This window comes from Herbaspirillum sp. Sphag64 (genome assembly GCF_014192645.1).
Lineage (GTDB): Bacteria > Pseudomonadota > Gammaproteobacteria > Burkholderiales > Burkholderiaceae_D > Herbaspirillum.
In genome coordinates this window covers 431,880-455,432 of the sequence record NZ_JACHYE010000002.1, presented here as the reverse complement: position 1 = coordinate 455,432, position 23,553 = coordinate 431,880, and the positions used below count along the sequence as shown (strand labels likewise).

Below are 23,553 nucleotides of genomic sequence, written 5' to 3'. Positions count from 1 at the left end.
CGCTGCCTGATGTGCATCGCTCGCGGCATGCATTGACAGCAGCTGGCTGCGATATGACAGCTCAACAAGAAAGATATTCATGAGTGACGATAAACTTTTGCCACTGCGTCAAAAGATTGATGCCATCGACGCGCAAATCCTGGATCTGCTGAATCAGCGTGCACGTCTGGCGCAGGAAGTCGGGCATGTCAAGGCAGAAACCAATGCGCCTGTATTTCGCCCCGAGCGCGAAGCACAAGTCTTGCGCAAGGCTGCTGAACGTAATCCTGGGCCCTTGCTGGGCAACGATGTTCAAACTATTTTTCGCGAAGTCATGTCGGCTTGCCGTGCGCTGGAAAAGCGTGTCGCGGTCGCGTATCTGGGGCCCGAGGGAACCTTCAGCGAGCAGGCTGTGTATCAGCAGTTTGGTCATGCCGTTGAGGGCTTGCCATGTGTTTCCATTGACGAAGTATTTCGCGATGCGGAAGCTGGCACTGCCGATTTTGGCGTGGTTCCTGTCGAAAATTCCTCTGAGGGTGTGATTAATCGCACCCTCGACTTGTTGCTCCAGACGACGCTGCGTATCAGCGGTGAAATCTCCATCCCTGTGCATCATAGTCTGATGAGCAAAGAGGGGGGCATGCAGGGTATTACACGGATCTGTGCGCACTCGCAAGCGTTGGCACAATGCAATGCTTGGCTCAATCAAAACTACCCCAACGTCGAGCGCCAGGCCGTCGCCTCCAATGCGGAAGCGGCGCGTATGGCCAGTGAAGATGTCACCGTAGCAGCCATTGCTGGCGCTATTGCTGGTCAGAAGTACAGCTTGCAGACTGTCAATGCGCACATTCAGGATGATCCTCATAACAGGACCCGCTTCGCAGTGATCGGACGTTTGCAAACTGCGCCCTCGGGACGCGATCAAACTTCAATTGTTTTATCAGTGCCGAATCAGGCGGGTGCAGTCTACAAGCTGCTGGCGCCGCTGGCGCAGCATGGGGTGTCGATGACGCGCTTTGAATCGCGTCCGGCCCGCATGGGTGCCTGGGAATATTATTTCTATGTCGATCTTGAGGGGCATGAGCAAGACGACAAGGTTGCCAAAGCGCTGGCCGAGCTGAAACAGAATGCTGCATTTTTCAAATTGCTGGGCTCCTATCCGCTCGCGTTGTGAATCTGCTGCGGATCGCCATTGATCTCGGTTGATCGCTGTGGAATGTCGCTTGCCTGCGGACGTTGATTTGGTTTTGGGTCGAATATCGTGAAAAAAATTGTTGTTTTCGGGGTTGGTCTGATTGGCGGTTCATTCGCGCTGGCGCTCAAACGTGCCGGTTCGGTGCAGCGCGTGGTGGGTATGGGACGTTCGCTGTCGTCAATGGAGCGGGCACTCCAGTTGGGAATCATCGATGAGATTGGTCAATCCGACGAGGCTGCATTGCAGGACGCGGATCTGGTTATGCTGGCCGCGCCGGTGGCGCAGACTGAAGCAATTCTGGCCCGTATTGCACCGTATCTGGGGGCGAATACAGTCGTGACCGATGCGGGGAGTACCAAGGCAAACGTGGTCGCGGCAGCACGTGCTGCGTTAGGTGACAAGGTTGCGCAATTCGTGCCGGGGCATCCGATTGCCGGCGGTGAGCAAAATGGACCAGAAGCGGCATTGGTTGACTTATATCAGGGCAAGAAAGTTGTCATCACGGCCTTGCCAGAGAATCAGCCCGCCGATATCGCACGGGTGCAACAGGCGTGGCAGTCATGTGGCGCTGTCATTCATACTCTTACCCCTGCCGAGCATGATGCGGTATTTGCCTCTGTGAGCCATTTGCCGCATCTGCTGGCATTTGCACTGGTTGATGATATTGCTTCCAAGCCACATGCGGATATCCTGTTCCAATATGCCGCCAGTGGTTTCCGTGACTTCACCCGGATCGCCGGCTCATCGCCCGAAATGTGGCGCGATATTTCCATGGCCAATCGTGCTGCCTTGCTGCATGAAATGGATGCCTACCTGGTGCAATTGATTCGAATGCGCAAGATGCTGGTTGAGCGCGATGCTGACGGGATTGAAAAAATATATGCCAATGCCCAGCAGGCAAGGCATAGCTGGCTCAATTCGATTGAGCCGGTAGCGCCTGCGGGCAACTGAATGTGCTGCAGCCGTCATCAACGGATCCTTGCGCGGTATCCATGCTGCCATCTTGTCTTGCGATGTGCAGTCAACCTATTTGAAGAGTAAAGTGATGAAGCAAGCTTCCTATCCGCACCATATTGATCTGACGCCGGTGGCGCATATGCAGGGCACGGTCAAGCTGCCGGGATCGAAAAGTATTTCCAATCGTATTTTGCTATTGGCAGCCTTGTCGCGCGGCACAACCACGATCAAGGATTTGCTGGCTTCAGATGACACGCTTGTGATGTTGATGGCGCTGCAGCAACTGGGCGTCAAGTGGCAGCAGGTTGGTGATACGCAGGACTACATTGTGCATGGTGTGAACGGCATCCTGCCGGTGCATCAGGCGGATTTATTCATGGGCAATGCGGGCACCGCGATTCGTCCTCTGACGGCGGCGCTGGCAGTGATCGGTGGTGATTACAAGTTACATGGCGTGCCGCGCATGCATGAGCGGCCCATCGGTGATCTGGTCGATGCGCTCAATGCGGTTGGCATGCGCATTGACTACACCGGCAATCCTGGCTATCCGCCGTTGCATATTCGACGCGGTGCGCTCAATGCGCATCGGATGAAAGTCCGCGGCAATGTTTCCAGTCAGTTCCTCACGGCATTGTTGATGGCGGCGCCACTGATGGCACGTCATGAAGAAATGGTCATTGACGTGGTTGGTGAGCTCATTTCCAAGCCCTATATTGAAATCACACTCAATCTGATGCGTCGCTTTGGTGTGGAAGTGCAACGCGATGGCTGGCAATCCTTCTCGATTGCGGCTGGGCAGCATTACGCCAGTCCAGGCACCATTCATGTTGAAGGTGATGCTTCCTCGGCTTCGTACTTTTTGGCGGCCGGTGCAATTGCTGGCGGGCCAGTGCGCGTCGAAGGCGTCGGGCGGGACAGTATTCAGGGGGATGTGCGCTTTGTTGAGGCGCTACGTCAGATGGGTGTGCAGATCGTTATGGGTGAAAACTGGATTGAAGCATCCTCCAATGGTGTGCTCAAGGCAATCGATGCCGATTTCAATCACATTCCTGATGCGGCCATGACGATTGCGGTAGCTGCGCTCTATGCCGACGGCACCAGCGTATTGCGAAATATCGCGAGCTGGCGCGTCAAGGAAACCGACCGCTTGAGTGCAATGGCGACCGAGTTGCGCAAGCTGGGTGCCACTGTCGAAGAAGGACCTGATTATCTGAGTGTGACGCCCCCAGCGCAACTCACGCCGGCAAGTATTGCGACCTATGACGATCATCGCATGGCGATGTGCTTCTCACTAGCATCACTGGATGGTGTGGCGCGGCAGGGCACGCGGGTGCGTATCAATGATCCCAAGTGTGTCGCCAAGACCTTTCCTGATTATTTCAGTGTGTTCCGGCATATTGCCGAGCAGACATTGATCTGATCCCCTGAGGATTTGAGTGGATACGCAAAGAACCAACCGGAACACCTATGACCACCGCTAATTTTCCTGTGATTGCCATTGATGGCCCAACTGCATCGGGTAAGGGTACCGTCGCGCAACAAGTTGCCAATCAGCTAGGGTTTCACTACCTAGACTCTGGTGCACTGTATCGCCTGACTGCCTTGTCGGCAATCCGTCGTGGTATTGCCTTGAATGATGAGCACGCGCTGGCCAAGGCAGCCGAGCATCTAAACTGCCACTTTGATGGTGCGCACATTTATCTGGCGAATGAAGATGTCTCACATGCCATTCGGGCGGAAGAGGTGGGGAACATTGCATCAAAAATTGCAACTTTAGCAACGGTCCGGCATGCACTGTTCGGACTGCAACTGAGCTTTCGCAAGGCACCAGGGCTCGTAGCGGATGGTCGTGACATGGGAACCGTGATCTTTCCGCATGCGCCGCTGAAGGTATTTTTGACTGCCAGCGTAGAAGCAAGGGCACAAAGGCGCTATAAGCAATTGATTGACAAGGGTTTTCCTGCTAATATGGACGATCTTTCAAGGGATTTGAGGGAGCGCGATGCGCGCGACATGAGTCGTTCCTCTGCTCCGCTCAAGCCAGCGCAAGAGGCTTATCTACTGGATACTTCTGACATGTCAGCCGATGAGGCGGTGAAACAGGTACTTGGTTGGTACGCAGCGTTGTAGTTGTTTGTTTGAAAAATCTGTATCAAAAGCTGTTTTTGCTGTTTTGAAGTACCTGTAGTGCCATTGGTGCTCGCCGGATGCAAAGTCTGACGAGTGTTGATAAACCTAAACCCATTATTTAACGCCTTCTATATCTCTCGTCAGTAGCTTCAAGTCTCTAGCTTCACTGAGGCAAATGATGCGAATGAATGCGATCAAATATTGGCCAACACCTTTCTTAATTCTATGTCTACCACTACTGTCCTGGCTCCTGGAGCCGCTGGCGCTGATGCATTTGCAGCGCTGTTTGAAGAATCGCTGTCGCGTCAAGACATGCGTTCTGGTGAAGTTATTTCCGCTGAAGTTGTCCGTCTTGACCATAACTTCGTTATCGTTAACGCAGGCCTGAAGTCGGAAGCCTTCATTCCTATCGAAGAATTCAAAAATGACAACGGTGAGCTCGAAGTCAACGTCGGTGACTTCATCTCCGTAGCTATTGAGTCGCTCGAAAACGGTTTCGGCGACACCATCCTGTCGCGCGACAAGGCCAAGCGTCTGGCATCGTGGCTCTCCCTGGAAAAGGCGATGGAGTCTGGCGAGATCGTGGTTGGTACTGTCAATGGCAAGGTCAAGGGCGGTCTGACCGTTCTGACCAACGGCATCCGTGCGTTCCTGCCAGGTTCGCTGGTGGACACACGTCCAGTCAAGGACACAACGCCTTTCGAAGGCAAGACCCTGGAATTCAAGGTCATCAAGCTGGACCGCAAGCGCAACAACGTGGTGCTGTCGCGCCGCGCTGTCATCGAAGCTTCGATGGGCGAAGAGCGTCAAAAGCTGATGGAAACCCTGAAAGAAGGCACCGTGGTTACCGGTGTCGTCAAGAACATCACCGACTACGGTGCGTTCGTCGATCTGGGTGGTATCGATGGTCTGCTGCACATCACCGACCTGGCATGGCGTCGTGTGCGTCATCCTTCGGAAGTGCTCACAGTTGGTCAAGAGATCACTGCCAAGGTCCTCAAGTACGATCAAGAGAAGAACCGTGTTTCGCTGGGCGTCAAGCAATTGGGCGACGATCCGTGGACAGGTCTGTCGCGTCGTTACCCACAAGGTACACGTCTGTTCGGTAAGGTTACCAATCTGACCGACTACGGTGCATTCGTGGAAGTCGAGCAAGGTATCGAAGGTCTGGTACACGTTTCCGAAATGGACTGGACCAACAAGAACGTGGCACCAAACAAGGTTGTCCAGCTGGGCGACGAAGTGGAAGTCATGGTTCTGGAGATCGACGAAGAGCGTCGTCGTATCAGCCTGGGCATGAAGCAATGCAAGCCGAACCCATGGGACGACTTCGCGATCAGCCACAAGAAGGGCGACAAGGTCAAGGGCGCAATCAAGTCGATCACCGACTTCGGCGTGTTCATCGGCCTGACCGGCAACATCGACGGTCTGGTTCACCTGTCCGACCTGTCCTGGACGGAAACCGGCGAAGAAGCTGTACGCCGTTTCAAGAAGGGCGACGAGCTGGAAGCCGTTGTTCTGGCAATCGACGTCGAGCGCGAGCGCGTTTCCCTGGGCGTGAAGCAACTCGAAGGCGACCCATTCAACAACTTCGCTGCCATCAACGACAAGGGTGCACTGGTTACCGGTACAGTTAAGTCGGTTGAGCCAAAGGGCGCAGTGATTCAGTTGTCTGAAGAAGTTGAAGGCTACCTGCGTGCATCCGAAATCTCGCGCGATCGCGTTGAAGATGCTGGTACACATCTGAAGGTTGGCGACAGCGTTGAAGCATTGGTCATCAACATCGACCGTAAGGCACGCAGCATCCAGTTGTCGATCAAGGCAAAGGACAATGCTGAAACTCAGGAAGCAATGCAAAAGATGTCGGCAGATTCGAATGCCGCCTCTGGCACAACCAGCCTGGGTGCACTGCTGAAGGCAAAGCTCGACAACAAGAACTGATTCGTCGAGCATAATGACCAAGTCTGAGCTGATCGCTCGCCTGGCTGAACGTTATCCGCAACTTGTCGCCAAGGATGCGGATTACGCGGTCAAAACCATACTCGATGCGATGGTCGATGCTCTTGCAACCGGCCAACGTATCGAGATCCGTGGTTTTGGCAGCTTTGCGTTGAATCGCAGGCCGCCTCGCATCGGTCGCAATCCTAAATCGGGTGATAAAGTGATGGTGCCGGAAAAGCGTGTGCCGCACTTCAAGCCCGGAAAGGAATTGCGTGAGCGAGTCGACGCCATGGTGGGGCAACCCATCAAGGAAGATTGATCGCTTGGTGTCAGTCATTGCAGTGCAATACGGAACTAGTTATCAGGCGTAGCAATTGATGTAAATAGCGCCTAATAAATCAGACGGCATCTTTGGATGCCGTTTTTTTTCACGTACAATTTCGAACCTGTAGCAGTATTGATGTCAGGCATGAAGTTCGGTTGTTGTTCTGGATGTGTTTTGGTACACAGGCAGGTAAGATCTTGCCCGGATGTCAGCACCAACCGACCGCTAAACCCGCTAAAAGGATGTGTGCCATGAAGATAATTACCCGAGTAATAGCCGCAATCCTGTTCATTCTTTTCTTTTTCTTTGCGCTCAGAAATACGCAGGAAGTCACGCTACATTTTCTCCTCGGTTACGAGCGCACCGATCCTTTGGTGTTAATCTTGTTGGCATTCTTTGTTGCTGGTGCCGTACTTGGTGTGCTGGCCATGACGCCAACCCTGTTCCGGCATCGCCGGGAGGCGGCACGTCACAAAAAGGCAGTTGCGCTTCTGCACAAGCAGTGGGAAGAGCAGAAAGCGGCGGAAAAACAGCCGCCCCAACCTGATAGTGTGGTTCCACCGCAGCATCTTATATAAACGATAACGACTTCGTATGGAATTTGAATTCTGGTGGTTGCTTGGTATTCCGGTTTTTTTCGGTCTTGGGTGGATTGCTGCTCGGGTGGATATCAACCAGTTGATTTCCGAGTCGCGCACGCTCCCGCGCGGCTATTTTAAAGGTTTGAATTTCCTGCTCAATGAACAGCCGGACAAGGCAATTGATGCGTTCATCGAAATCGTCAAGCTTGATCCGGAAACAGCCGAGCTCCATTTTGCGCTGGGTAATTTGTTCCGGCGGCGCGGCGAGACAGAGCGCGCCATCCGTGTGCACCAGAACTTGCTGGCTCGTCCCGATCTGCCTGCCGAGCACAAGGCGCACGCCCAATATGAGCTAGGACAGGACTATCTCAAAGCCGGTTTGCTGGACCGCGCGGAAGAAACCTTCAATCTTTTGAGTGATACCCAATATGGGGCCCAAGCGGGCCGCGCCTTGCTGGAAATTTACCAGCGTGAAAAGGAGTGGGCACGTGCGATTGAAGCTGCCGAAACGCTGCAAGCCGCAGGCGCAGGTGGTCGTCAGCGGGAAATCGCTCAATTCTATTGTGAGCTGGCCGAAGATGAGTTGGTGCATACCCATCCTGACGCCGCCATGAACATGCTGGAAAAAGCACTCAATGCCGATCGCAAGAGTGTGCGTGCCAACATTCTGCTGGGCGATGTACATCTTGCCAAGGGTGATGTCGAGGCTGCCTTGCTTGCGTGGCGTCGTGTCGAACATCAAAGCGTACCGCACGTGGCACTGGTGGCGCAGCGCCTGCTAGATGGTTATCAAGCGGTTGGTCGCATGCAGGAAGGGCTCAATCTCCTTCGCTCCTACCTCGCCGAGGCACCTTCAATCGATTTGCTCGAAGTCGTGTTCAAGGCGGTACTCGAGCTTGATGGCGTCGAAGCTGCCAATCAACTCGTCAGTGATGAATTACGGCGCACCCCAACGTTACTCGGCCTGGATAAGTTCCTCGAAGCGCGCATGTTGATTGCGACAAGCGAGATACGTCCAGAACTGGCGGTGGTGAAGACGTTGGTGCATAGCTATACCCAAAAGCTGGCACGTTATCAGTGCACGCACTGCGGCTTCAAGGCACGTCAGTTTTATTGGCATTGCCCTGGCTGCAATCATTGGGAAACCTATCCGCCACGTCGCACCGAAGAACTCAATGTGATGAACTAGTATCCTGTCTGGCGGATTCCTTGATTCGCCGGGCGGTACACTAGCGCATACGGTTTCGCATTCTTAAATTGCACTTGCAGGAAGATTATGAAAATTACGATTATTGGCACCGGCTATGTAGGTTTGGTGACTGGGGCTTGTCTGGCCGAACTGGGTAATGATGTTTTTTGCTTGGACGTTGATCAGAACAAAGTGGATATCCTCAACAATGGCGGCATCCCGATTCATGAGCCAGGACTGGAAGATGTTGTCGCCCGTAATCGTGCTGCCGGTCGTCTTACTTTTTCGACCGATGTGGCGGCCAGCGTCGCTCATGGTGAAGTGCAGTTTATCGCTGTTGGTACTCCGCCTGACGAAGATGGTTCTGCTGACTTGCAATACGTCCTGGCCGCGGCCCGTAATATCGGCAAGCACATGACTGGCTTCAAGGTGATCGTTGACAAGTCGACCGTCCCGGTCGGTACTGCTGACCGCGTACACGCTGCAATTTCCCAGGAATTGCAGCAGCGTGGCGTACAAGATGCCAGCTTCTCGGTCGTTTCAAATCCAGAGTTTCTGAAAGAGGGTGCGGCGGTTGAAGATTTCATGCGTCCCGATCGTATCGTGATCGGCCATAATCAGACTGCGCAAGGCATGCAGGCCTATGCGGTCATGAAGACGCTGTATGCACCGTTCAATCGCAATCACGAGCGTACCTACTGGATGGATGTGCGTTCCGCTGAATTTACCAAATATGCGGCCAACGCCATGTTGGCGACGCGTATTTCCTTCATGAACGAGTTAGCCAATCTGGCTGACAAGGTGGGGGCTGACATTGAAGCGGTACGTCATGGTATTGGCTCCGATCCCCGTATTGGGCATAGTTTCCTTTACGCTGGTTGCGGCTATGGCGGCTCCTGCTTCCCGAAAGACGTACAGGCGTTGGAGCGCACTGCGCGTGACTACGGTCAGCAACTGCACATCCTGCGCGCTGTAGAGCAGGTCAATGATCACCAGAAGCACGTATTGGGCAACAAGATTGTCACGCGTTTTGGTGAAGATCTCCAAGGCAAGCATTTTGCGCTGTGGGGACTAGCCTTCAAGCCTAATACCGATGATATGCGTGAAGCATCGTCGCGCGTATTGCTGGGCGAATTGATTCGTCGTGGCGCAACGGTGGCGGTGTACGATCCAGTTGCGATGACCGAAGCCAAGCGCGTATTGCAACTTGATTTTGAGGGCGATCAGCAGGCGTTTGCGCGTATCGTCTTCAGTGACAGCCCGATGGCTGCGCTGGAAGGCGCGGATGCACTGGCGATTGTGACGGAGTGGAAGGCCTTCCGTAGCCCTGATTTTGCGCAGCTCAAAGCCAAGCTCAAATCACCGGTTATTTTTGATGGCCGCAACCTGTTCGAACCGCAAGTGATGGCTGATGCAGGGATCGAATATCACGGCATAGGACGTTCCATTCTCACCAAGGCTTAAGTCAATGACGACACTTACTTCTCTTGAGCGCGCCCGTATTCTGATCGTAGGCGATATCATGCTGGACCGTTACTGGTTCGGTGAAGTCAATCGTATCTCTCCCGAAGCGCCAGTGCCAGTAGTGCGGGTTGAGCGCAGTGAAGAGCGTCTGGGTGGCGCCGCCAATGTCGCGCGCAATGCGGCCACGCTGGGTGCCACAACCGGGTTACTGGGCGTGATTGGCGACGACGAAGCCGGTCGTGCAGTCGAGACACTGTTGCGGGAACTCGGTGTCAGCAGTTACATGGCCCGTGATCAGGCCATTTCCACCATCATCAAATTGCGTGTGATTGGTCGCCAGCAGCAACTGGTGCGCGTCGATTTTGAGGATGCGCCTACCGATACGGTATTGCGAGACAAGCTGACCCAGTTCAATGCGCTGGTCGACAATTATGATGTGATCATTTTCTCCGATTACGCCAAGGGTAGTCTGGTCAACGTTGCTGACATGATTGCTGTGGCCAGAAAGCACGGCAAACGCATCCTGGTGGATCCCAAGGGAGATGATTTTTCCCGTTATGCGGGAGCATCCATCCTCACGCCCAATCGTTCCGAGCTGATCCGGATTGTCGGCCAGTGGAAAACAGAAGAAGAACTGACCACTAAGGCACAAAATCTGCGCAAGTCGCTGGCATTGGATGCCTTGTTACTCACGCGCTCGGAAGAGGGTATGACCCTGTATCAGGAAAATCAGGTAGTCAATTTTCCTGCTCTCGCACGCGAGGTCTTTGATGTCTCGGGTGCTGGTGATACCGTCATCGCGACCTTGGCAGTCATGCTGGGTAACGGAGTCGCGTTGCCAGAAGCTGTCAGCATTGCCAATCAGGCAGGTGGTATCGTCGTTGGCAAGCTCGGAACTGCAACAGTCACACGGGAAGAGTTGGCGCTTTAATCGTCTGTTTACTTGGGAGTTGAGGCTAAGTCTAGGTTCAGTTTGAGACGCAGCTAAAAAACCATCGTGGTTGAATCCCAAATTACACGATTTTTAACAAAATGTTATTTTTTTAACAATTGTTTCCTGATGGCATTATAAAATCCGACACACTGATTGCCCTTTGCAATCAGTGGTGTGCGTCACAGAAGTGATGTCACACCTGGACTGCAACACGCCTCAGAAAGGAACAATATGTTCAAAAAAGTCGTCGCGGTATTTCTTGGTCTTGCTGTCATTGCGGGCTCCGCAATGGCGCAGGTTGATGTTAACAAGGCAGATCAGGCTGCACTGGATGGGATCAAGGGTATTGGTCCTGCCAAGTCCAGCATGATTCTGGAGGAACGGAAAAAAGGCTCCTTCAAGGACTGGGCTGATTTTGAATCACGTGTTAAAGGTATCGGTGGCAAAAGTGCGGTCCGACTCTCGGACGCCGGTCTGACAGTCAACGGTAAATCGCGTGATGCCACGACTACGACAGGCAAAAAAGCTGTTTCGGGTAGTCAAGCCAGTGACAAGCTGCCAAATGACGTCAACAACGCTGCAAACAAAGCGGCAGGGACAAAGAACTAATTAATCCAAGTCGTAATTTGTGCCGTCAATCACCCCGTGCAAGCGGGGTTTTTTAATTTTGCTGCCTTGTCTGCCATGATACGATTGACGACCTGATACGCTCTGATGCCAGCTTGATATGGCGTGAGCGGAGGCTAGGTGGACGCACAAGCAGGTTCCTTTTTTATTTGACGACACTCTGATGATTTCACTGCAACAAGTCATTCTCTCCGGCGGTTCTGGCACGCGCTTGTGGCCCCTGTCACGGGAACAATACCCCAAACAACTTCTTCCACTGGTTGGCAATGACACCATGCTGCAGGCCACAGCATTGCGCTTGCAAAGCGACCATGATGCCTTTGCGCTCGCCGCAGAGCCGATTGTGGTTTGTAACGAAGAATATCGCTTCATTACGGCAGAACAACTGCGAGCTGTTGGCAAAGCCAGCCATCAGATCATCCTTGAGCCATGCGGACGCAATACTGCGCCAGCGGTCACCCTGGCGGCCCTCCTTGCCGTAAAGGGAAATGCCGACCCGATTCTGCTGGTGATGCCAGCCGACCACGTGATTGGCAATGTTGAAGCATTTCAACAGGCTATTGGTGCTGCTGTGCCGCATGCACTGGGTGACAGTATCGTCACATTCGGTATCGTTGCTGACCAACCTGCTACTGGCTATGGTTATATCCAGTGCGGTGCGCAACTTGAGGGAGCACACCAGATTGCCGGTTTTGTCGAAAAGCCGGATGTCGCTACGGCGCAAGCTTATATCGAGAGCGGTGACTATCTCTGGAACAGCGGTCTATTCATGATGCGCGCCAGTGTCTGGTTGCGTGCCATTGCCCATTTCGAACCTGATATCGACCGCGCTTGTCGTGCAGCGCTGGAGGGGGGGCAGCAAGATCATGATTTCTACCGCCTCAATCGAGCGGCGTTCGAAGCATGCCCTTCCGATTCGATCGATTATGCCGTCATGGAAAAGCTCGCCGATGCCGATGCGCTTGGTATTGATGGCCGCATTGTTGCACTCGATGCCGACTGGTCAGATGTGGGGGCATGGGATGCCCTGTGGGATGTCTGCGAAAAAGATGCGCAAGGCAATGTGCAGCGCGGGGATGTGTTGCTGGAGCAATCTTCGGACAATCTTGTTTTTGCCCAAGATCGTCTGGTGGCAGGCATCGGTATTGAGAACCTGATCATCGTGGAGACCCCAGACGCCATCATGGTCGCTAGTAAGGACAAAATCTCGGCAGTCAAGCAAATCGTGGCGCAGCTTAAAAAGAGTCAGCGTGGTGAGGCAGTGACCCATCGCAAGATTTACCGTCCCTGGGGCTGGTATGATTCCATTGATTCCGGTGAGCGCTTCCAGGTTAAGCGTATTGTAGTTAATCCGGGCTCTTCGTTGAGTTTGCAGATGCATCATCATCGTGCCGAGCACTGGATTATCGTCAAGGGGACCGCTCGTATTACCCGTGGTGAAGAGGTATTTCTGCTGTCAGAAAATCAATCGACTTACATCCCGCTAGGCGTCAAGCATCGGCTTGAGAACCCTGGGAAATTTCCATTGGAAATGATTGAGGTGCAGTCAGGTAGTTATTTGGGTGAAGACGATATTGTTCGTTTTGATGACACCTACGGCAGGAAGTAACGACGATTAAAACCGGTTGCTGTATCGCGCAAGCTGGTGGGCATGGAAATAGAATAAAATGCCCACCTGATCCAATGTTGTTGCCTGATTGCCCAAGCCCATGTCCTATCAAGTTCTAGCCCGCAAATACCGTCCCCGCAGTTTTGAAACACTGGTCGGGCAGGAACACGTCGTGCGTGCGCTGACCCACGCACTTGAGCAACAGCGGTTACATCATGCCTATTTATTTACCGGCACCCGGGGTGTGGGCAAAACAACGCTGTCGCGGATTCTCGCCAAGTCGCTCAATTGTCGCGGTGCAGATGGCAATGGTGGTATTACTGCGCAACCTTGCGGCGTGTGTGAGGCATGCACAGCGATCGATGCTGGGCGTTTTGTCGACTATATCGAAATGGACGCTGCCTCCAATCGTGGTGTCGATGAAATGGCGCAGTTGCTCGAGCAAGCGGTTTATGCTCCCTCGAATGCGCGCTTTAAGGTCTACATGATTGACGAAGTGCACATGCTGACCAATCATGCCTTCAATTCAATGTTGAAGACGCTCGAAGAGCCGCCTGAGCACATCAAATTCATTCTGGCGACCACCGATCCGCAAAAAATTCCCGTGACCGTGCTGTCGCGTTGTCTGCAGTTCAATCTCAAGCAGATGCCCCCGGGTCACATCATCAGTCATCTTGACAATATTCTTGGTCAGGAAAATATCGAATTCGAAGCCCCCGCCTTGCGTCTCCTCGCGCAAGGTGCGCATGGTTCCATGCGCGATGCCTTGTCACTGACTGATCAGGCAATTGCCTATGCTGCCGGTAAAGTGACGCTCGACGCGGTGCAGGGCATGCTGGGAGCTCTCGATCAATCCTATCTGATCCGCGTGCTCGATGCACTCGCTACGCACGATGGTCAGGCCTTGCTGGCAGTGGCTGACGAGATGGCAACGCGCAGTCTTTCCTATAACGCAGCCTTGCAGGATCTGGCGACCTTACTGCACCAGATTGCGCTGGCACAGACTGTCCCGGCAGCGCTGGCCGAGGACCTTCCTCAGCGCGAAGATATCGTGCGACTGGCGGCGCAGTTCAATCTTGAAGAAGCGCAGCTGTTTTATCAGATTGCAGTCCATGGGCGTAATGAGCTTGGTCTGGCGCCGGATGAGTATGCTGGTTTTAGCATGACCCTGTTGCGTATGCTGGCGTTTCGCCCGGTAGCAGCCAATGCAGCGAGCATTGCCAATGGCGTCTCTGGTGGCAATACAACATCTCCGGCACGCGTGAATGTTGCACCTCCACGCAATGCACCGGCAGTTGCTCCTTTGAGTGCTGCACCGCAGGTTGCCACCGCCAGTACACCGGTGGCACGTGCGCCGATGGTGGCATCTTCCGCTGCATCTGCACCTGCAGCGGCGCCGGTGGGCCCGGCGGCATCGGCTCGTGCCGCGGCACTGGAAGCAGCGCGTGTTGCCTCTGGCAAGAGTAGCCCGAAACCAGTGGCAGCATCGCCGGCCCCCCCAGCGGTCTCAGTACCTGCAGCACCTGTCCAAACTACCGCGGCTACGACCTTCCCTGCGGCTGAAAATGTACAGCCACCATGGGATGAAGAACCGGCAGCTGGCAACGCTCAAAAAAAAACTGAGCAGCCCGCAGTAGACGTTGGCAGTGATGGCGTATCACCAGCGTCTCCCGAGCGTCCCGTTCCAGCGTCAGCACCAGCACCAGCCAATGCGATTACGCCAGCGATGGCGGCGCAAACAGCGCAGATCGCCGCCGAACTTGGTTGGGATGGTAACTGGCCACATTTGTCGGCGGAGTTGCCCTTGCGTGGCATGGTGCAGCAGATGGCACAGCAAAGTGAACTGATCCGTTGTGACTTGCAGGGCAACACACTCTGCTTGTATCTGCGTATCCCGGTGGAAACGTTGAGGGCCGCTGGTAATGTCGAAAAATTAAGCGCTGCACTTGGTGAGCGTTTCAACCGTGCTGTACGTGTCGAGACTGAAATCGGCGCCGTGAGCAATACCGCCAATGCCAGAGCCCAGGCTGACCGTGCCGAACGGCAGCGGGAGGCAGAGATGACAATACAGACCGACCCTTTTGTGCAGACGCTGATGCGGGAGTTTGGCGCGACAGTTGTCCCTGGCTCCATCCACCCCATCCTGAACTGAAGCGCTAAAAAAACGTACTCAGCGTTGTGCTTTTTCCACGGCGTGAATGTAAAAACGAATCAACTTATTATCAAGGAGTGTAATCATGATGAAGGGCCAACTCGCAGGTTTGATGAAACAAGCCCAGGCAATGCAGGACAACATGAAGAAGATGCAGGATCAGTTGGCATTGATCGAAGTCGAAGGACAGTCTGGTGCCGGGCTGGTCAAAGTAGTAATGACCTGTAAGAATGACGTCAAGCGTGTTGCCATCGATCCATCGCTGCTGGCGGACGACAAGGATATGCTGGAAGATCTGGTAGCGGCAGCGTTCAACGATGCTGTGCGCAAGGCAGAAGCAACGACTCAGGAAAAGATGGCAGGTGTGACCGCAGGAATGCCATTGCCACCAGGTTTCAAGATGCCGTTCTGAGATCGGAAAACGGTGCGGTAAAACGCGCTGGAGCTGTGACAATACAGTCAGACGTAACAACACGCCCACAAGGAGGCATCATGTTCGTTATCTCGATTACCTATACCAAGTCGGCAGGTGAAGTAGATGCCTTGCTGACAGCGCATAAGCAATTCATGGATGAACAGTATGCAGATGGCGTGTTTTTGATGTCGGGCCGTAAAATCCCCCGCACCGGCAGCGTGATCATCGCCGACGCCGCTGACCGCGCCGAAGTGCAGGCGATCATTGAGACCGATCCCTTTTTTGTTGGTGGTGTTGCCGACTATGAAGTCATCGAATTCGTGCCGTCCATGACGGCCGAAGCCCTGTCTGCATTTCGCTACAGCACGGAGCGAAGCTAGGCAATGCAGGAGTCTATGGAACAACGCAAAGCACAATTGAAAACGCCGTCCAGTCTTACCTTGCTCACCGAGTCACTGCGTACGCTCCCCGGCGTTGGTCCGAAGTCCGCGCAGCGCATGGCCTACCATCTGTTGCAGCATGACCGCGATGGTGCGCTGCAGTTGAGTCGCGCTCTGGCGCGTGCGGCTGAAACGATTCGCCACTGCGCACTCTGCAATACTTTCACCGAGCAAGTCATCTGCGATACCTGTCAGAACAACGAACGTGACAACACCGTGCTGTGTGTCGTCGAGACGCCTGGCGACCAATTGATGATTGAGCAGACACTCACGTTCAAGGGACTCTATTTTGTTTTGATGGGCAGACTATCACCGCTTGATGGTGTCGGCCCCAAGGACATCTATCTCGAAAAGCTGATTACGCGTGCCACCGATGGTGTTGTCGCCGAAGTTGTGCTGGCCACTAATTTCACCAACGAAGGAGAAGCCACTGCCCATTACATTAGCGAGACCCTCAAGGCGCGAGGTCTAAAAGTGAGCCGCCTGGCACGCGGCGTGCCGGTCGGCGGCGAACTGGAATATGTCGATGCAGGCACTATTGCACGCGCCATGCTGGACCGCCGCACGACATAATAAGGTGCGAATGTACTAGTCTGGGCCAGTTGCAGGATCGCACTCTACGTTGCCGTTCCAAGGGCAACAAAGGTAACCACGGGCATCAATATAGCAAGCCGGATTTGTACTTTCAGCAGCAGCGATGCTGCCATAGGACAGCAAGCCTATAACGATAGTCATTTTTAATATTTTCACCATTAAAACTCCTTCTGTGTAGTCATTCATGTATCTCGCCAGAATATTGCCATTCCAGCAAAGGTATTTCAGATTATTGCAATTGATTATCACTTTCCATTTCTTTTGCACTCCGTGCGTGTTTTTTGTAAGTTAGTCAGATATTTCTCAATAGCTTTAATACCGGTCCCGTAAAATCGAACGTAGTGCTCAGAGACAAGATGGATTCTGCGACCACATGGGATCATCCAACTTGCCGAGCACCATGTGGTGTAATCCTGAATCAGCATAGAACAAGAATTGATAGGAGAGCAGACGTGAAGTACAACACGTTGCGCAAAAAATCATGAAACACCAGACATCTACCGGTCCATTGTCCGGCATCAAAGTTCTTGAACTCGGTACCCTTATTGCAGGACCTTTCTGCTCGCGCATGCTGGCCGAATTTGGTGCCGAGGTCATCAAGATCGAAGCACCGGAAACTGGTGACCCTTTACGTCAATGGCGAGTGCTTAAGGATGGGACTTCGCTGTGGTGGTCTGTGCAGGCACGCAACAAGAAGAGCCTGACGCTGAACATGAAGAATCCGCGTGCGCAGGAAATTGCGCTGCGACTAGCGCTGGAAGCTGACATCATCATTGAGAATTATCGTCCCGGTGTGCTGGAGAAGTGGAACCTCGGTTACGCCGATCTCAAGCAGCGCAATCCTGCCACCATCATGGTGCGCCTCTCAGGGTATGGCCAGACTGGCCCATTGCGCGATTTGCCGGGCTTTGGTGCCATTGGCGAGTCGATGGGCGGAATTCGCCATGTCTCCGGTTATCCGGATCGGCCACCGGTACGTATCGGGATTTCCATCGGCGACTCGATCGCTGCGCTGCACGGTGTGATCGGTGCAATGCTGGCGCTGCGCCATCGGGATGTCACCGGGGGACGTTGGAACGGCAAGGAAAGCGAGCATTGCAAGGCAGGGCAGGGGCAGATGGTTGACGTTGCCTTGTACGAATCGGTCTTCAATCTGATGGAGTCTCTGGTGCCCGAATACGCCCAGGCTGGCGTGGTGCGCGAGCGCACTGGTGGCGCCTTGCCCGGGATCGTACCTTCCAATACCTATACCACCGGTGACGGCAAGAATATCGTTATCGCTGGCAACGGCGATGCCATCTTCAAGCGTCTGATGATTGCCATCGGGCGGCAAGACATGGCCGATGATCCGCAACTGGCACGCAATGATGGCCGCGTACCGCGCACCGCCGACATTGATCAGGCAATACAGGCATGGTGCGACACGCAGACCATTGATACGGCTATGGCGCTGCTGCAGGCCGCAGACGTACCTGTCGGAAAAATCTATTCCGTACGCGACATGATGAGTGATCCGCAATTCCTGGCGCGCAACATGTTCGAGCAACATGCCTTTGCAGATGGGGCGCCGCTGACATTGCCAGCGGTCACGCCCAAACTGTCGGAGACGCCTGGGGTAACCCGATGGATTGGTCCCGCACTGGGTGAGCACAACGCTGAAATCTTGCGTTCGCTGGGGTATGATGACGCACAAATTGCGCAGTTAAAACAAGACAGGGTAATCTGATCCTGCGCATAAGGGCCTTCTGGCAGGTCCAATAACAATCCCACGAGGAGGTGACATGAAACCCAATTTCAAACTAAGTCTAAAGCAGTTGGCCATCGCACTGGCGCTTTTCCTGGCTGGTTATTTCAGCTTCAATCATGAACTGTTTGCGCAGACGCTGGAGAAACCCAAGGTCTCTATCGCCGTTGGCGGCAAGAATCTGTTTTATTACCTGCCGTTGACGGTCGCCGAGCAGCTCGGCTATTTCAAGGATGAAGGCTTGCAGGTCGAGATTTCCGACTTCGCCGGTGGTGCCAAGGCATTGCAGGCGCTGGTTGGTGGTAGCGCAGATGTGGTTTCCGGTGCGTATGAACACACCATCCTGATGCAGACCAAGAACCAGCCGATTGTCGCTTTCGTGTTGCAAGGCCGGGCCCCGCAGATTGTGCTGGCGGTCAATAACAAGACCATGCCCAACTACAAGAGCATTGCCGATCTCAAGGGCAAGAAAATCGGTGTGACCGCACCCGGTTCATCGACCAGCATCATGGCCAGTTTCGTGTTGGCCAAGGCAGGTCTGAAGCCGACCGACGTTTCCTTCATCGGTGTTGGTGCCGCCTCAGGAGCACTGTCCGCGATCCGCTCCGGTCAGATCGATGCGATTGCCAATCTTGATCCGGTCATCGCCATGCTGGAACAAAAGAACGAAATCAAGGTCGTTGCCGATACCCGCACCCTGAAAGATACCAACGAGGTATTTGGTGGCCCGATGCCGGCAGCGACGCTGTATGCCTCAGAAGCCTTCGTCAAAAAATATCCCAATACGACCCAGGCGCTGGCCAATGCGATGGTGCGTGCCTTGCGCTTCATTCAGAAGGCAGGCCCTTCCGATATCATCAAGGCTGTACCTGAAAGCTATCTGCTGGGTGACCGTGCACTCTACATCGCTGCTTTCCTGAAGGTGCGTGAAGCGATCTCGCCCGATGGCCTCATGCCCGATGCCGGTCCTGCCACTGCACTCAAGACGCTGCAAGCATTCGATACGGAACTGGCCAGCAAGAAGATCGACCTTTCCAGAACCTACACCAATGACTTCGCCAAAAAGGCAGACGCGAAATACAAGTAAGTACGTATTTCGAAGCACGTGCAGTGACTCTCGTGATTGCACGTGCTGCCAGTAGTGGCGCAATCTCATCCATCGATTCTTATTCTGCATCTCTTCTGCTGCTACTTCCCTCTCTATGACGCCCGCACTTTTTCTTGACGATATCACCTGCACTTTCGTCTCCAAAGATGATCGCTCGCAACGTTACACCGCTGTTGCCAATACTACGCTGGCAATTGCGCCGGGAGAGTTTGTCTCCGTGGTGGGACCGACCGGTTGCGGCAAATCTACTTTGTTGAATGTCAGCGCCGGATTGCTGCAACCCTCATCGGGTAACGTCAAGATATTCGGTGAATCCCTGAACGGCATCAATGCGCGTGCCGGTTACATGTTTCAGGCTGAAGCGCTGATGCCGTGGCGCAGCGCGCTGCACAATGTTATCGCCGGCCTGCAATACCGCGGCATGGACGAAGCGCAGGCGCAGGAGCTGGGCAAGCAATGGCTGGCGCGTGTGGGACTCAAGGGGTTTGAAGATCGTTATCCGCATCAGCTCTCCGGTGGCATGCGCAAGCGGGTGGCACTGGCGCAAACGCTGGTGATGGACCCAGACATCATTCTCATGGATGAACCGTTTTCAGCGCTCGATATCCAGACCCGTCAATTGATGGAAAACGAAGTGCTAGAGCTATGGAATGCCAAGAAAAAGGCTGTACTCTTTATCACTCACGACCTCGATGAAGCGATTGCGATGTCGGATCGCGTCGTGGTGCTGTCGGCCGGCCCGGCCACGCATCCAATTGGTGAATTCGTGATCGACCTGCCACGTCCGCGCGACGTTGCCGAGATTCGTACCCATCCGCGTTTTGTCGAGTTGCACCAGCAGATCTGGAGCGTCTTGCGCGATGAAGTGCTCAAAGGCTATCAGCAACAAAAGACAGCGACCTGACACCGCACTTCGCGCATCAGACATATCAGACATATCAGCTATTTACGATCAAACATCATGTGGAAACTCCTCAAACCAAGTCATAAAAATCTGCGCTTCTGGCAATTATTGTTGTTGCTGCTAATTCTGGTGGTGTGGCATGTCGGCACGCGCAACGAGCAGGCTGCTTTCTTCTTTGGTGAACCGTTAAAAGTCGCTGTACGTATCTGGCAATGGTTCACGGTCGGTAGTGGCTCACTGGAAGTCGGTTTTGGTGACTTCACCTTGTTTACGCTCAATTTCCCGGCTGAGATTTATTCACATCTGTTGGTCACCCTCACAGAAACGGTACTGGCATTTATCGTTGGTACTGGTCTTGGTTTGGGTTTTGGTCTGTGGCTGGCATTGTCACCACTGGCGTCAGCCATTCTTGATCCCTATGTCAAGGCGGCCAATTCGATGCCACGGGTGATTCTGGCACCGATCTTTGCGATGTGGTTTGGGCTGGGTATCTGGTCCAAGGTGGCATTAGCGGTGACCCTGGTATTTTTTGTGGTGTTCTTTAATGTCTACCAGGGAGTCAAGGAAGTCAGCCCGATCGTATTGGCCAATGCCCGCATGTTGGGTGCCAATGCGCGTCAGTTACTGCGTACCGTCTATCTGCCATCTGCAACATCGTGGGTATTTTCCAGTCTGCATACCTCGATTGGATTGGCCTTCGTCGGTGCCGTTGTTGGCGAATATCTTGGTTCGGCACGTGGCGTCGGCTATCTGATCTTGCAGGCCGAAGGCAGTTTTGATGTCAATACGGTGTTCGCAGGTATCGTCGTTCTGACTATCTTTGCACTGGTACTCGATTCCGCAGTCGGGCTGCTGGAAAAACGGCTCATGAAATGGCAGCCTAAATCCGGCGAGACGGAGAAGCTGTAAAGTCAATCATTTTTCGGTTCTGACGATCAATGGCGTCGCTAATTGAAAACGGAGACGGATCCATGCAGATTCGCCTCCGTTTTTCTTTCCTCTTACCGCTTATCAAGCCTTGCTGGCTTGCACAATCTGTTCCAGTTTTACGGTGTCAGCACAAAACAGGCGAATACCTTCGGCCAGTTTCTCGGTCGCCATGGCATCGTTGTTGAGCTGCAGACGGAATTCCTGCTCATCGAAGACCAGACGCTGGATTGATCCCTTATCCTCTTTTGCAGGCGTCAGTTTGCGGCTCACAGGTGCGTCGCTGTCAGCCAGTTGCTTGAGCAGATCAGGGCTGATGGTCAGCAGGTCGCAGCCAGCCAGTTCAATAATTTGCGAGGTGTTGCGGAAGCTCGCACCCATGACTTCAGTGGCATAGCCGAAGTAACGGTAGTAATCATAAATGCTGCGCACTGACTGCACGCCGGGATCGTTAGCACCGCTGTATTCCTGCCCGGTTGATTTCTTGAACCAGTCATAGATACGGCCGACAAACGGCGAAATCAGCTTCACGCCTGCTTCGGCACATGCGACTGCCTGCGGCAGCGAGAACAGCAGGGTCATGTTGCAATGAATACCTTCCTTCTCCAGAATCTCAGCGGCGCGAATACCTTCCCAGGTGGAGGCGATTTTGATCAGAATGCGTTCGCGGCTGATGCCAGCCTGTTCATACAGCGCAATCAGTTTGCGGCCCTTGGTGACTGTGGCAGCTGTATCGAAGGACAAACGTGCATCGGTTTCGGTCGACACACGGCCCGGTACCAATTTGAGGATTTCCAGTCCGAAAGCGACCAGCAACTGATCAATGATTTCACTCACAGCTGCCTGTGGATGAGCACGTACGATCTGCTCGAGCAAGGGCTTGTACTCGTCCTTTTGTACCGCTTTGAGGATCAGTGAGGGATTGGTCGTGGCGTCTTGAGGTGCGAACGCCTTCATTGACTGGAAGTCACCGGTATCGGCGACGATGGTGGTGTACTGCTTGAGTTGCGCTAACTGATTCATGGCATGTAGTCTCTGGTCGGTTGTAGGTTGTATGGTGTTGCTATCCAAGGTACCCGAGTTAGCGACGTTTGGGCAAGGGTGCACCGAGTGCCTGGAGCGACTCCAGATATGCTCCCAGTGGATGATAGAAATCGGTTTTGCCATGTGGTGGCTTCTCGGGACCGTAGCGCGTGTTGTCGCGTTGCAGGATGCGGTACCAGCCGCCGCGTTCGACATCGATCAACTGCGCCATGCTGTAGGCCCACAGTCCCTCATAGACTTCCCAGTACAGCTCGACACCAGTCCGTTGCGCCAGCAGCGCGGCGGTCGCCATCGACTCTGCTTGCACCCAGAAATACTTGTCGCCATCGCAGACCTGCATGTCAGGCGCAATGCCGTACACCAGCCCGCCATGCTGTTGGTCCCAGGCAACCGGGATGGTGGCATCAAACAAGGCCTGCGCACGTGGCACTAGCCAGCCAGCGTCTTCCTGCAGGTGCGCCGCATGGCGTTCCAGAATCAGCAGCAGTTTGGCCCATTCGGTCATATGACCTGGTTGATACCCCCAGGGCCGGAACATATTGGTATTGTCGTGACGGTTATAGTCCCAGTCGATGCGCCAGTCGGCATGGTAATGCTCCCAGATCCAGCCATTGGCCAGCGCCGCTTGACGCACGGTGATGTTGCGCGCCAGCCGTTCGGCACGATGCAGGTAGCGCAACTCACCGGTCGCTTCAAAAGCTGCCAGCAGTGCCTCGCAGCTATGCATGTTGGCATTCTGGCCGCGATAGCTGGCGACCTCGCCACCCGGTGTTGCTTCGTCGGCATAGAGGCCATCCTGCTCGGACCAGAACAGTTTTTCCATTAACGCGAAGGTGGCACCAATACCATCCTGCGCTTCGGTAATGCCAATATCGAATGCATGGGCATAGGCCAGCAGGACGAAAGCCAGACCGTAGCAGTGCTGGGTGCGATCTACCGGCAAGCCATCATTGAGTACCCAGGCATAGCCGCCATAGTCGGCTTGCCAATGTTTTTCTTCGATAAAACGCAGGCCATGACGCGCCGCCTCGCGATGCGCTTCCTTACCGCTTTGGCGATAGGCCAGTGCGTGGCAGAACACCATCCGGGTGCTGTTGACCAGATGCCGGCTGGCAGCATCGTAGACGCTGCCGTCATCGTTGAGATAATGAAAAAAGCCACCCTTGGGATCGAAGGCGTGGCTGGTGAAGAAATCGATATCGCGTTGCAGTCGCTGCTGCACGAAGGCAGGGTCGCGGTAAGTGAGTGCTGAAGCGGCAGTCATGAAAAATGTCGGCGTCGTATCGGGTAAGGG

At 54.0% G+C, this 23,553-nt stretch carries 23 protein-coding genes; 20 read left to right on the top strand and 3 right to left on the bottom strand.

Features of this window, described 5'->3' with window-relative positions; all coding sequences use genetic code 11:
• Positions 1-79: 79 nt before the first annotated feature.
• From pheA to recR, 16 genes are all read left to right on the top strand, one after another.
• Positions 80-1,153, top strand: a complete 1,074-nt coding sequence (gene pheA / locus FHW66_RS06995; RefSeq protein WP_183379039.1) for a prephenate dehydratase — start codon at positions 80-82, stop codon at positions 1,151-1,153.
• Positions 1,154-1,240: 87 nt separating this feature from the next.
• Positions 1,241-2,125, top strand: coding sequence for a prephenate dehydrogenase/arogenate dehydrogenase family protein (locus tag FHW66_RS06990; protein WP_183379038.1), 885 nt, complete (start codon positions 1,241-1,243; stop codon positions 2,123-2,125).
• 94 nt (positions 2,126-2,219) lie between these two features.
• Positions 2,220-3,551 (top strand): 3-phosphoshikimate 1-carboxyvinyltransferase, encoded by a 1,332-nt coding sequence (aroA, locus tag FHW66_RS06985; protein ID WP_183379037.1) that lies wholly within the window; start codon positions 2,220-2,222, stop codon positions 3,549-3,551.
• Positions 3,552-3,598: 47 nt separating this feature from the next.
• A complete protein-coding gene (gene cmk / locus FHW66_RS06980) occupies positions 3,599-4,261 on the top strand; it encodes a (d)CMP kinase (RefSeq protein ID WP_183379036.1) in 663 nt (220 codons plus the stop codon).
• A 225-nt stretch (positions 4,262-4,486) separates the two neighbouring features.
• Positions 4,487-6,202 carry a 30S ribosomal protein S1 gene (gene rpsA / locus FHW66_RS06975; protein ID WP_183379035.1) on the top strand — a complete coding sequence of 572 codons (1,716 nt, stop codon included), beginning with the start codon at positions 4,487-4,489 and terminating at the stop codon, positions 6,200-6,202.
• A gap of 13 nt (positions 6,203-6,215) precedes the next feature.
• Positions 6,216-6,521, top strand: a complete 306-nt coding sequence (locus FHW66_RS06970; protein ID WP_007876341.1) for an integration host factor subunit beta — start codon at positions 6,216-6,218, stop codon at positions 6,519-6,521.
• A 257-nt stretch (positions 6,522-6,778) separates the two neighbouring features.
• The gene (locus tag FHW66_RS06965) at positions 6,779-7,105 is read left to right on the top strand and encodes a lipopolysaccharide assembly LapA domain-containing protein (protein WP_183379034.1); all 327 of its coding nucleotides are present in this window, start codon (positions 6,779-6,781) and stop codon (positions 7,103-7,105) included.
• A 16-nt stretch (positions 7,106-7,121) separates the two neighbouring features.
• On the top strand, positions 7,122-8,297 hold the full coding sequence (gene lapB / locus FHW66_RS06960) for a lipopolysaccharide assembly protein LapB (RefSeq protein WP_183379033.1): 1,176 nt from the start codon (positions 7,122-7,124) through the stop codon (positions 8,295-8,297).
• 87 nt (positions 8,298-8,384) lie between these two features.
• Positions 8,385-9,761: a UDP-glucose/GDP-mannose dehydrogenase family protein gene (locus tag FHW66_RS06955; protein ID WP_183379032.1), complete on the top strand. Its 1,377-nt coding sequence runs from the start codon at positions 8,385-8,387 to the stop codon at positions 9,759-9,761.
• Positions 9,762-9,765: 4 nt separating this feature from the next.
• Complete coding sequence (gene rfaE1 / locus FHW66_RS06950; RefSeq protein WP_183379031.1) at positions 9,766-10,692, top strand: D-glycero-beta-D-manno-heptose-7-phosphate kinase; 927 nt, start codon at positions 9,766-9,768, stop codon at positions 10,690-10,692.
• 234 nt (positions 10,693-10,926) lie between these two features.
• The gene (locus tag FHW66_RS06945; RefSeq protein WP_183379030.1) at positions 10,927-11,304 is read left to right on the top strand and encodes a helix-hairpin-helix domain-containing protein; all 378 of its coding nucleotides are present in this window, start codon (positions 10,927-10,929) and stop codon (positions 11,302-11,304) included.
• 181 nt (positions 11,305-11,485) lie between these two features.
• Positions 11,486-12,931, top strand: a complete 1,446-nt coding sequence (locus tag FHW66_RS06940) for a mannose-1-phosphate guanylyltransferase/mannose-6-phosphate isomerase (RefSeq protein WP_183379029.1) — start codon at positions 11,486-11,488, stop codon at positions 12,929-12,931.
• Between the two features lie 100 nt (positions 12,932-13,031).
• Entirely contained in the window at positions 13,032-15,083 is a 2,052-nt protein-coding gene (locus FHW66_RS06935; protein ID WP_183379028.1) for a DNA polymerase III subunit gamma/tau, read from the top strand.
• An 85-nt stretch (positions 15,084-15,168) separates the two neighbouring features.
• Entirely contained in the window at positions 15,169-15,495 is a 327-nt protein-coding gene (locus tag FHW66_RS06930; RefSeq protein WP_183379027.1) for a YbaB/EbfC family nucleoid-associated protein, read from the top strand.
• Between the two features lie 80 nt (positions 15,496-15,575).
• Positions 15,576-15,878: a YciI family protein gene (locus FHW66_RS06925; RefSeq protein ID WP_183379026.1), complete on the top strand. Its 303-nt coding sequence runs from the start codon at positions 15,576-15,578 to the stop codon at positions 15,876-15,878.
• A 36-nt stretch (positions 15,879-15,914) separates the two neighbouring features.
• On the top strand, positions 15,915-16,511 hold the full coding sequence (recR, locus tag FHW66_RS06920) for a recombination mediator RecR (RefSeq protein WP_183379089.1): 597 nt from the start codon (positions 15,915-15,917) through the stop codon (positions 16,509-16,511).
• Positions 16,512-16,526: 15 nt separating this feature from the next.
• Here the strand turns inward: recR and FHW66_RS06915 are convergent, their stop codons facing one another.
• Positions 16,527-16,718 carry a hypothetical protein gene (locus tag FHW66_RS06915; RefSeq protein WP_183379025.1) on the bottom strand — a complete coding sequence of 64 codons (192 nt, stop codon included), beginning with the start codon at positions 16,716-16,718 and terminating at the stop codon, positions 16,527-16,529.
• 295 nt (positions 16,719-17,013) lie between these two features.
• On the opposite strand from FHW66_RS06915, the gene FHW66_RS06910 reads away from it, so the two are divergent.
• The 4 genes from FHW66_RS06910 (at position 17,014) to FHW66_RS06895 (ending at position 21,197) form a co-directional block, all read left to right on the top strand.
• Entirely contained in the window at positions 17,014-18,258 is a 1,245-nt protein-coding gene (locus tag FHW66_RS06910; RefSeq protein ID WP_183379024.1) for a CaiB/BaiF CoA-transferase family protein, read from the top strand.
• 55 nt (positions 18,259-18,313) lie between these two features.
• Positions 18,314-19,363: an ABC transporter substrate-binding protein gene (locus tag FHW66_RS06905; RefSeq protein WP_183379023.1), complete on the top strand. Its 1,050-nt coding sequence runs from the start codon at positions 18,314-18,316 to the stop codon at positions 19,361-19,363.
• 115 nt (positions 19,364-19,478) lie between these two features.
• Positions 19,479-20,288 (top strand): ABC transporter ATP-binding protein, encoded by an 810-nt coding sequence (locus FHW66_RS06900; RefSeq protein WP_183379022.1) that lies wholly within the window; start codon positions 19,479-19,481, stop codon positions 20,286-20,288.
• 57 nt (positions 20,289-20,345) lie between these two features.
• Positions 20,346-21,197: an ABC transporter permease gene (locus tag FHW66_RS06895; protein WP_183379021.1), complete on the top strand. Its 852-nt coding sequence runs from the start codon at positions 20,346-20,348 to the stop codon at positions 21,195-21,197.
• A gap of 102 nt (positions 21,198-21,299) precedes the next feature.
• On the opposite strand, the gene tal is transcribed toward FHW66_RS06895, so the two are convergent.
• A complete protein-coding gene (tal, locus tag FHW66_RS06890) occupies positions 21,300-22,238 on the bottom strand; it encodes a transaldolase (RefSeq protein WP_183379020.1) in 939 nt (312 codons plus the stop codon).
• A 58-nt stretch (positions 22,239-22,296) separates the two neighbouring features.
• Positions 22,297-23,523 (bottom strand): AGE family epimerase/isomerase, encoded by a 1,227-nt coding sequence (locus FHW66_RS06885; protein ID WP_183379019.1) that lies wholly within the window; start codon positions 23,521-23,523, stop codon positions 22,297-22,299.
• Positions 23,524-23,553: the final 30 nt, after the last annotated feature.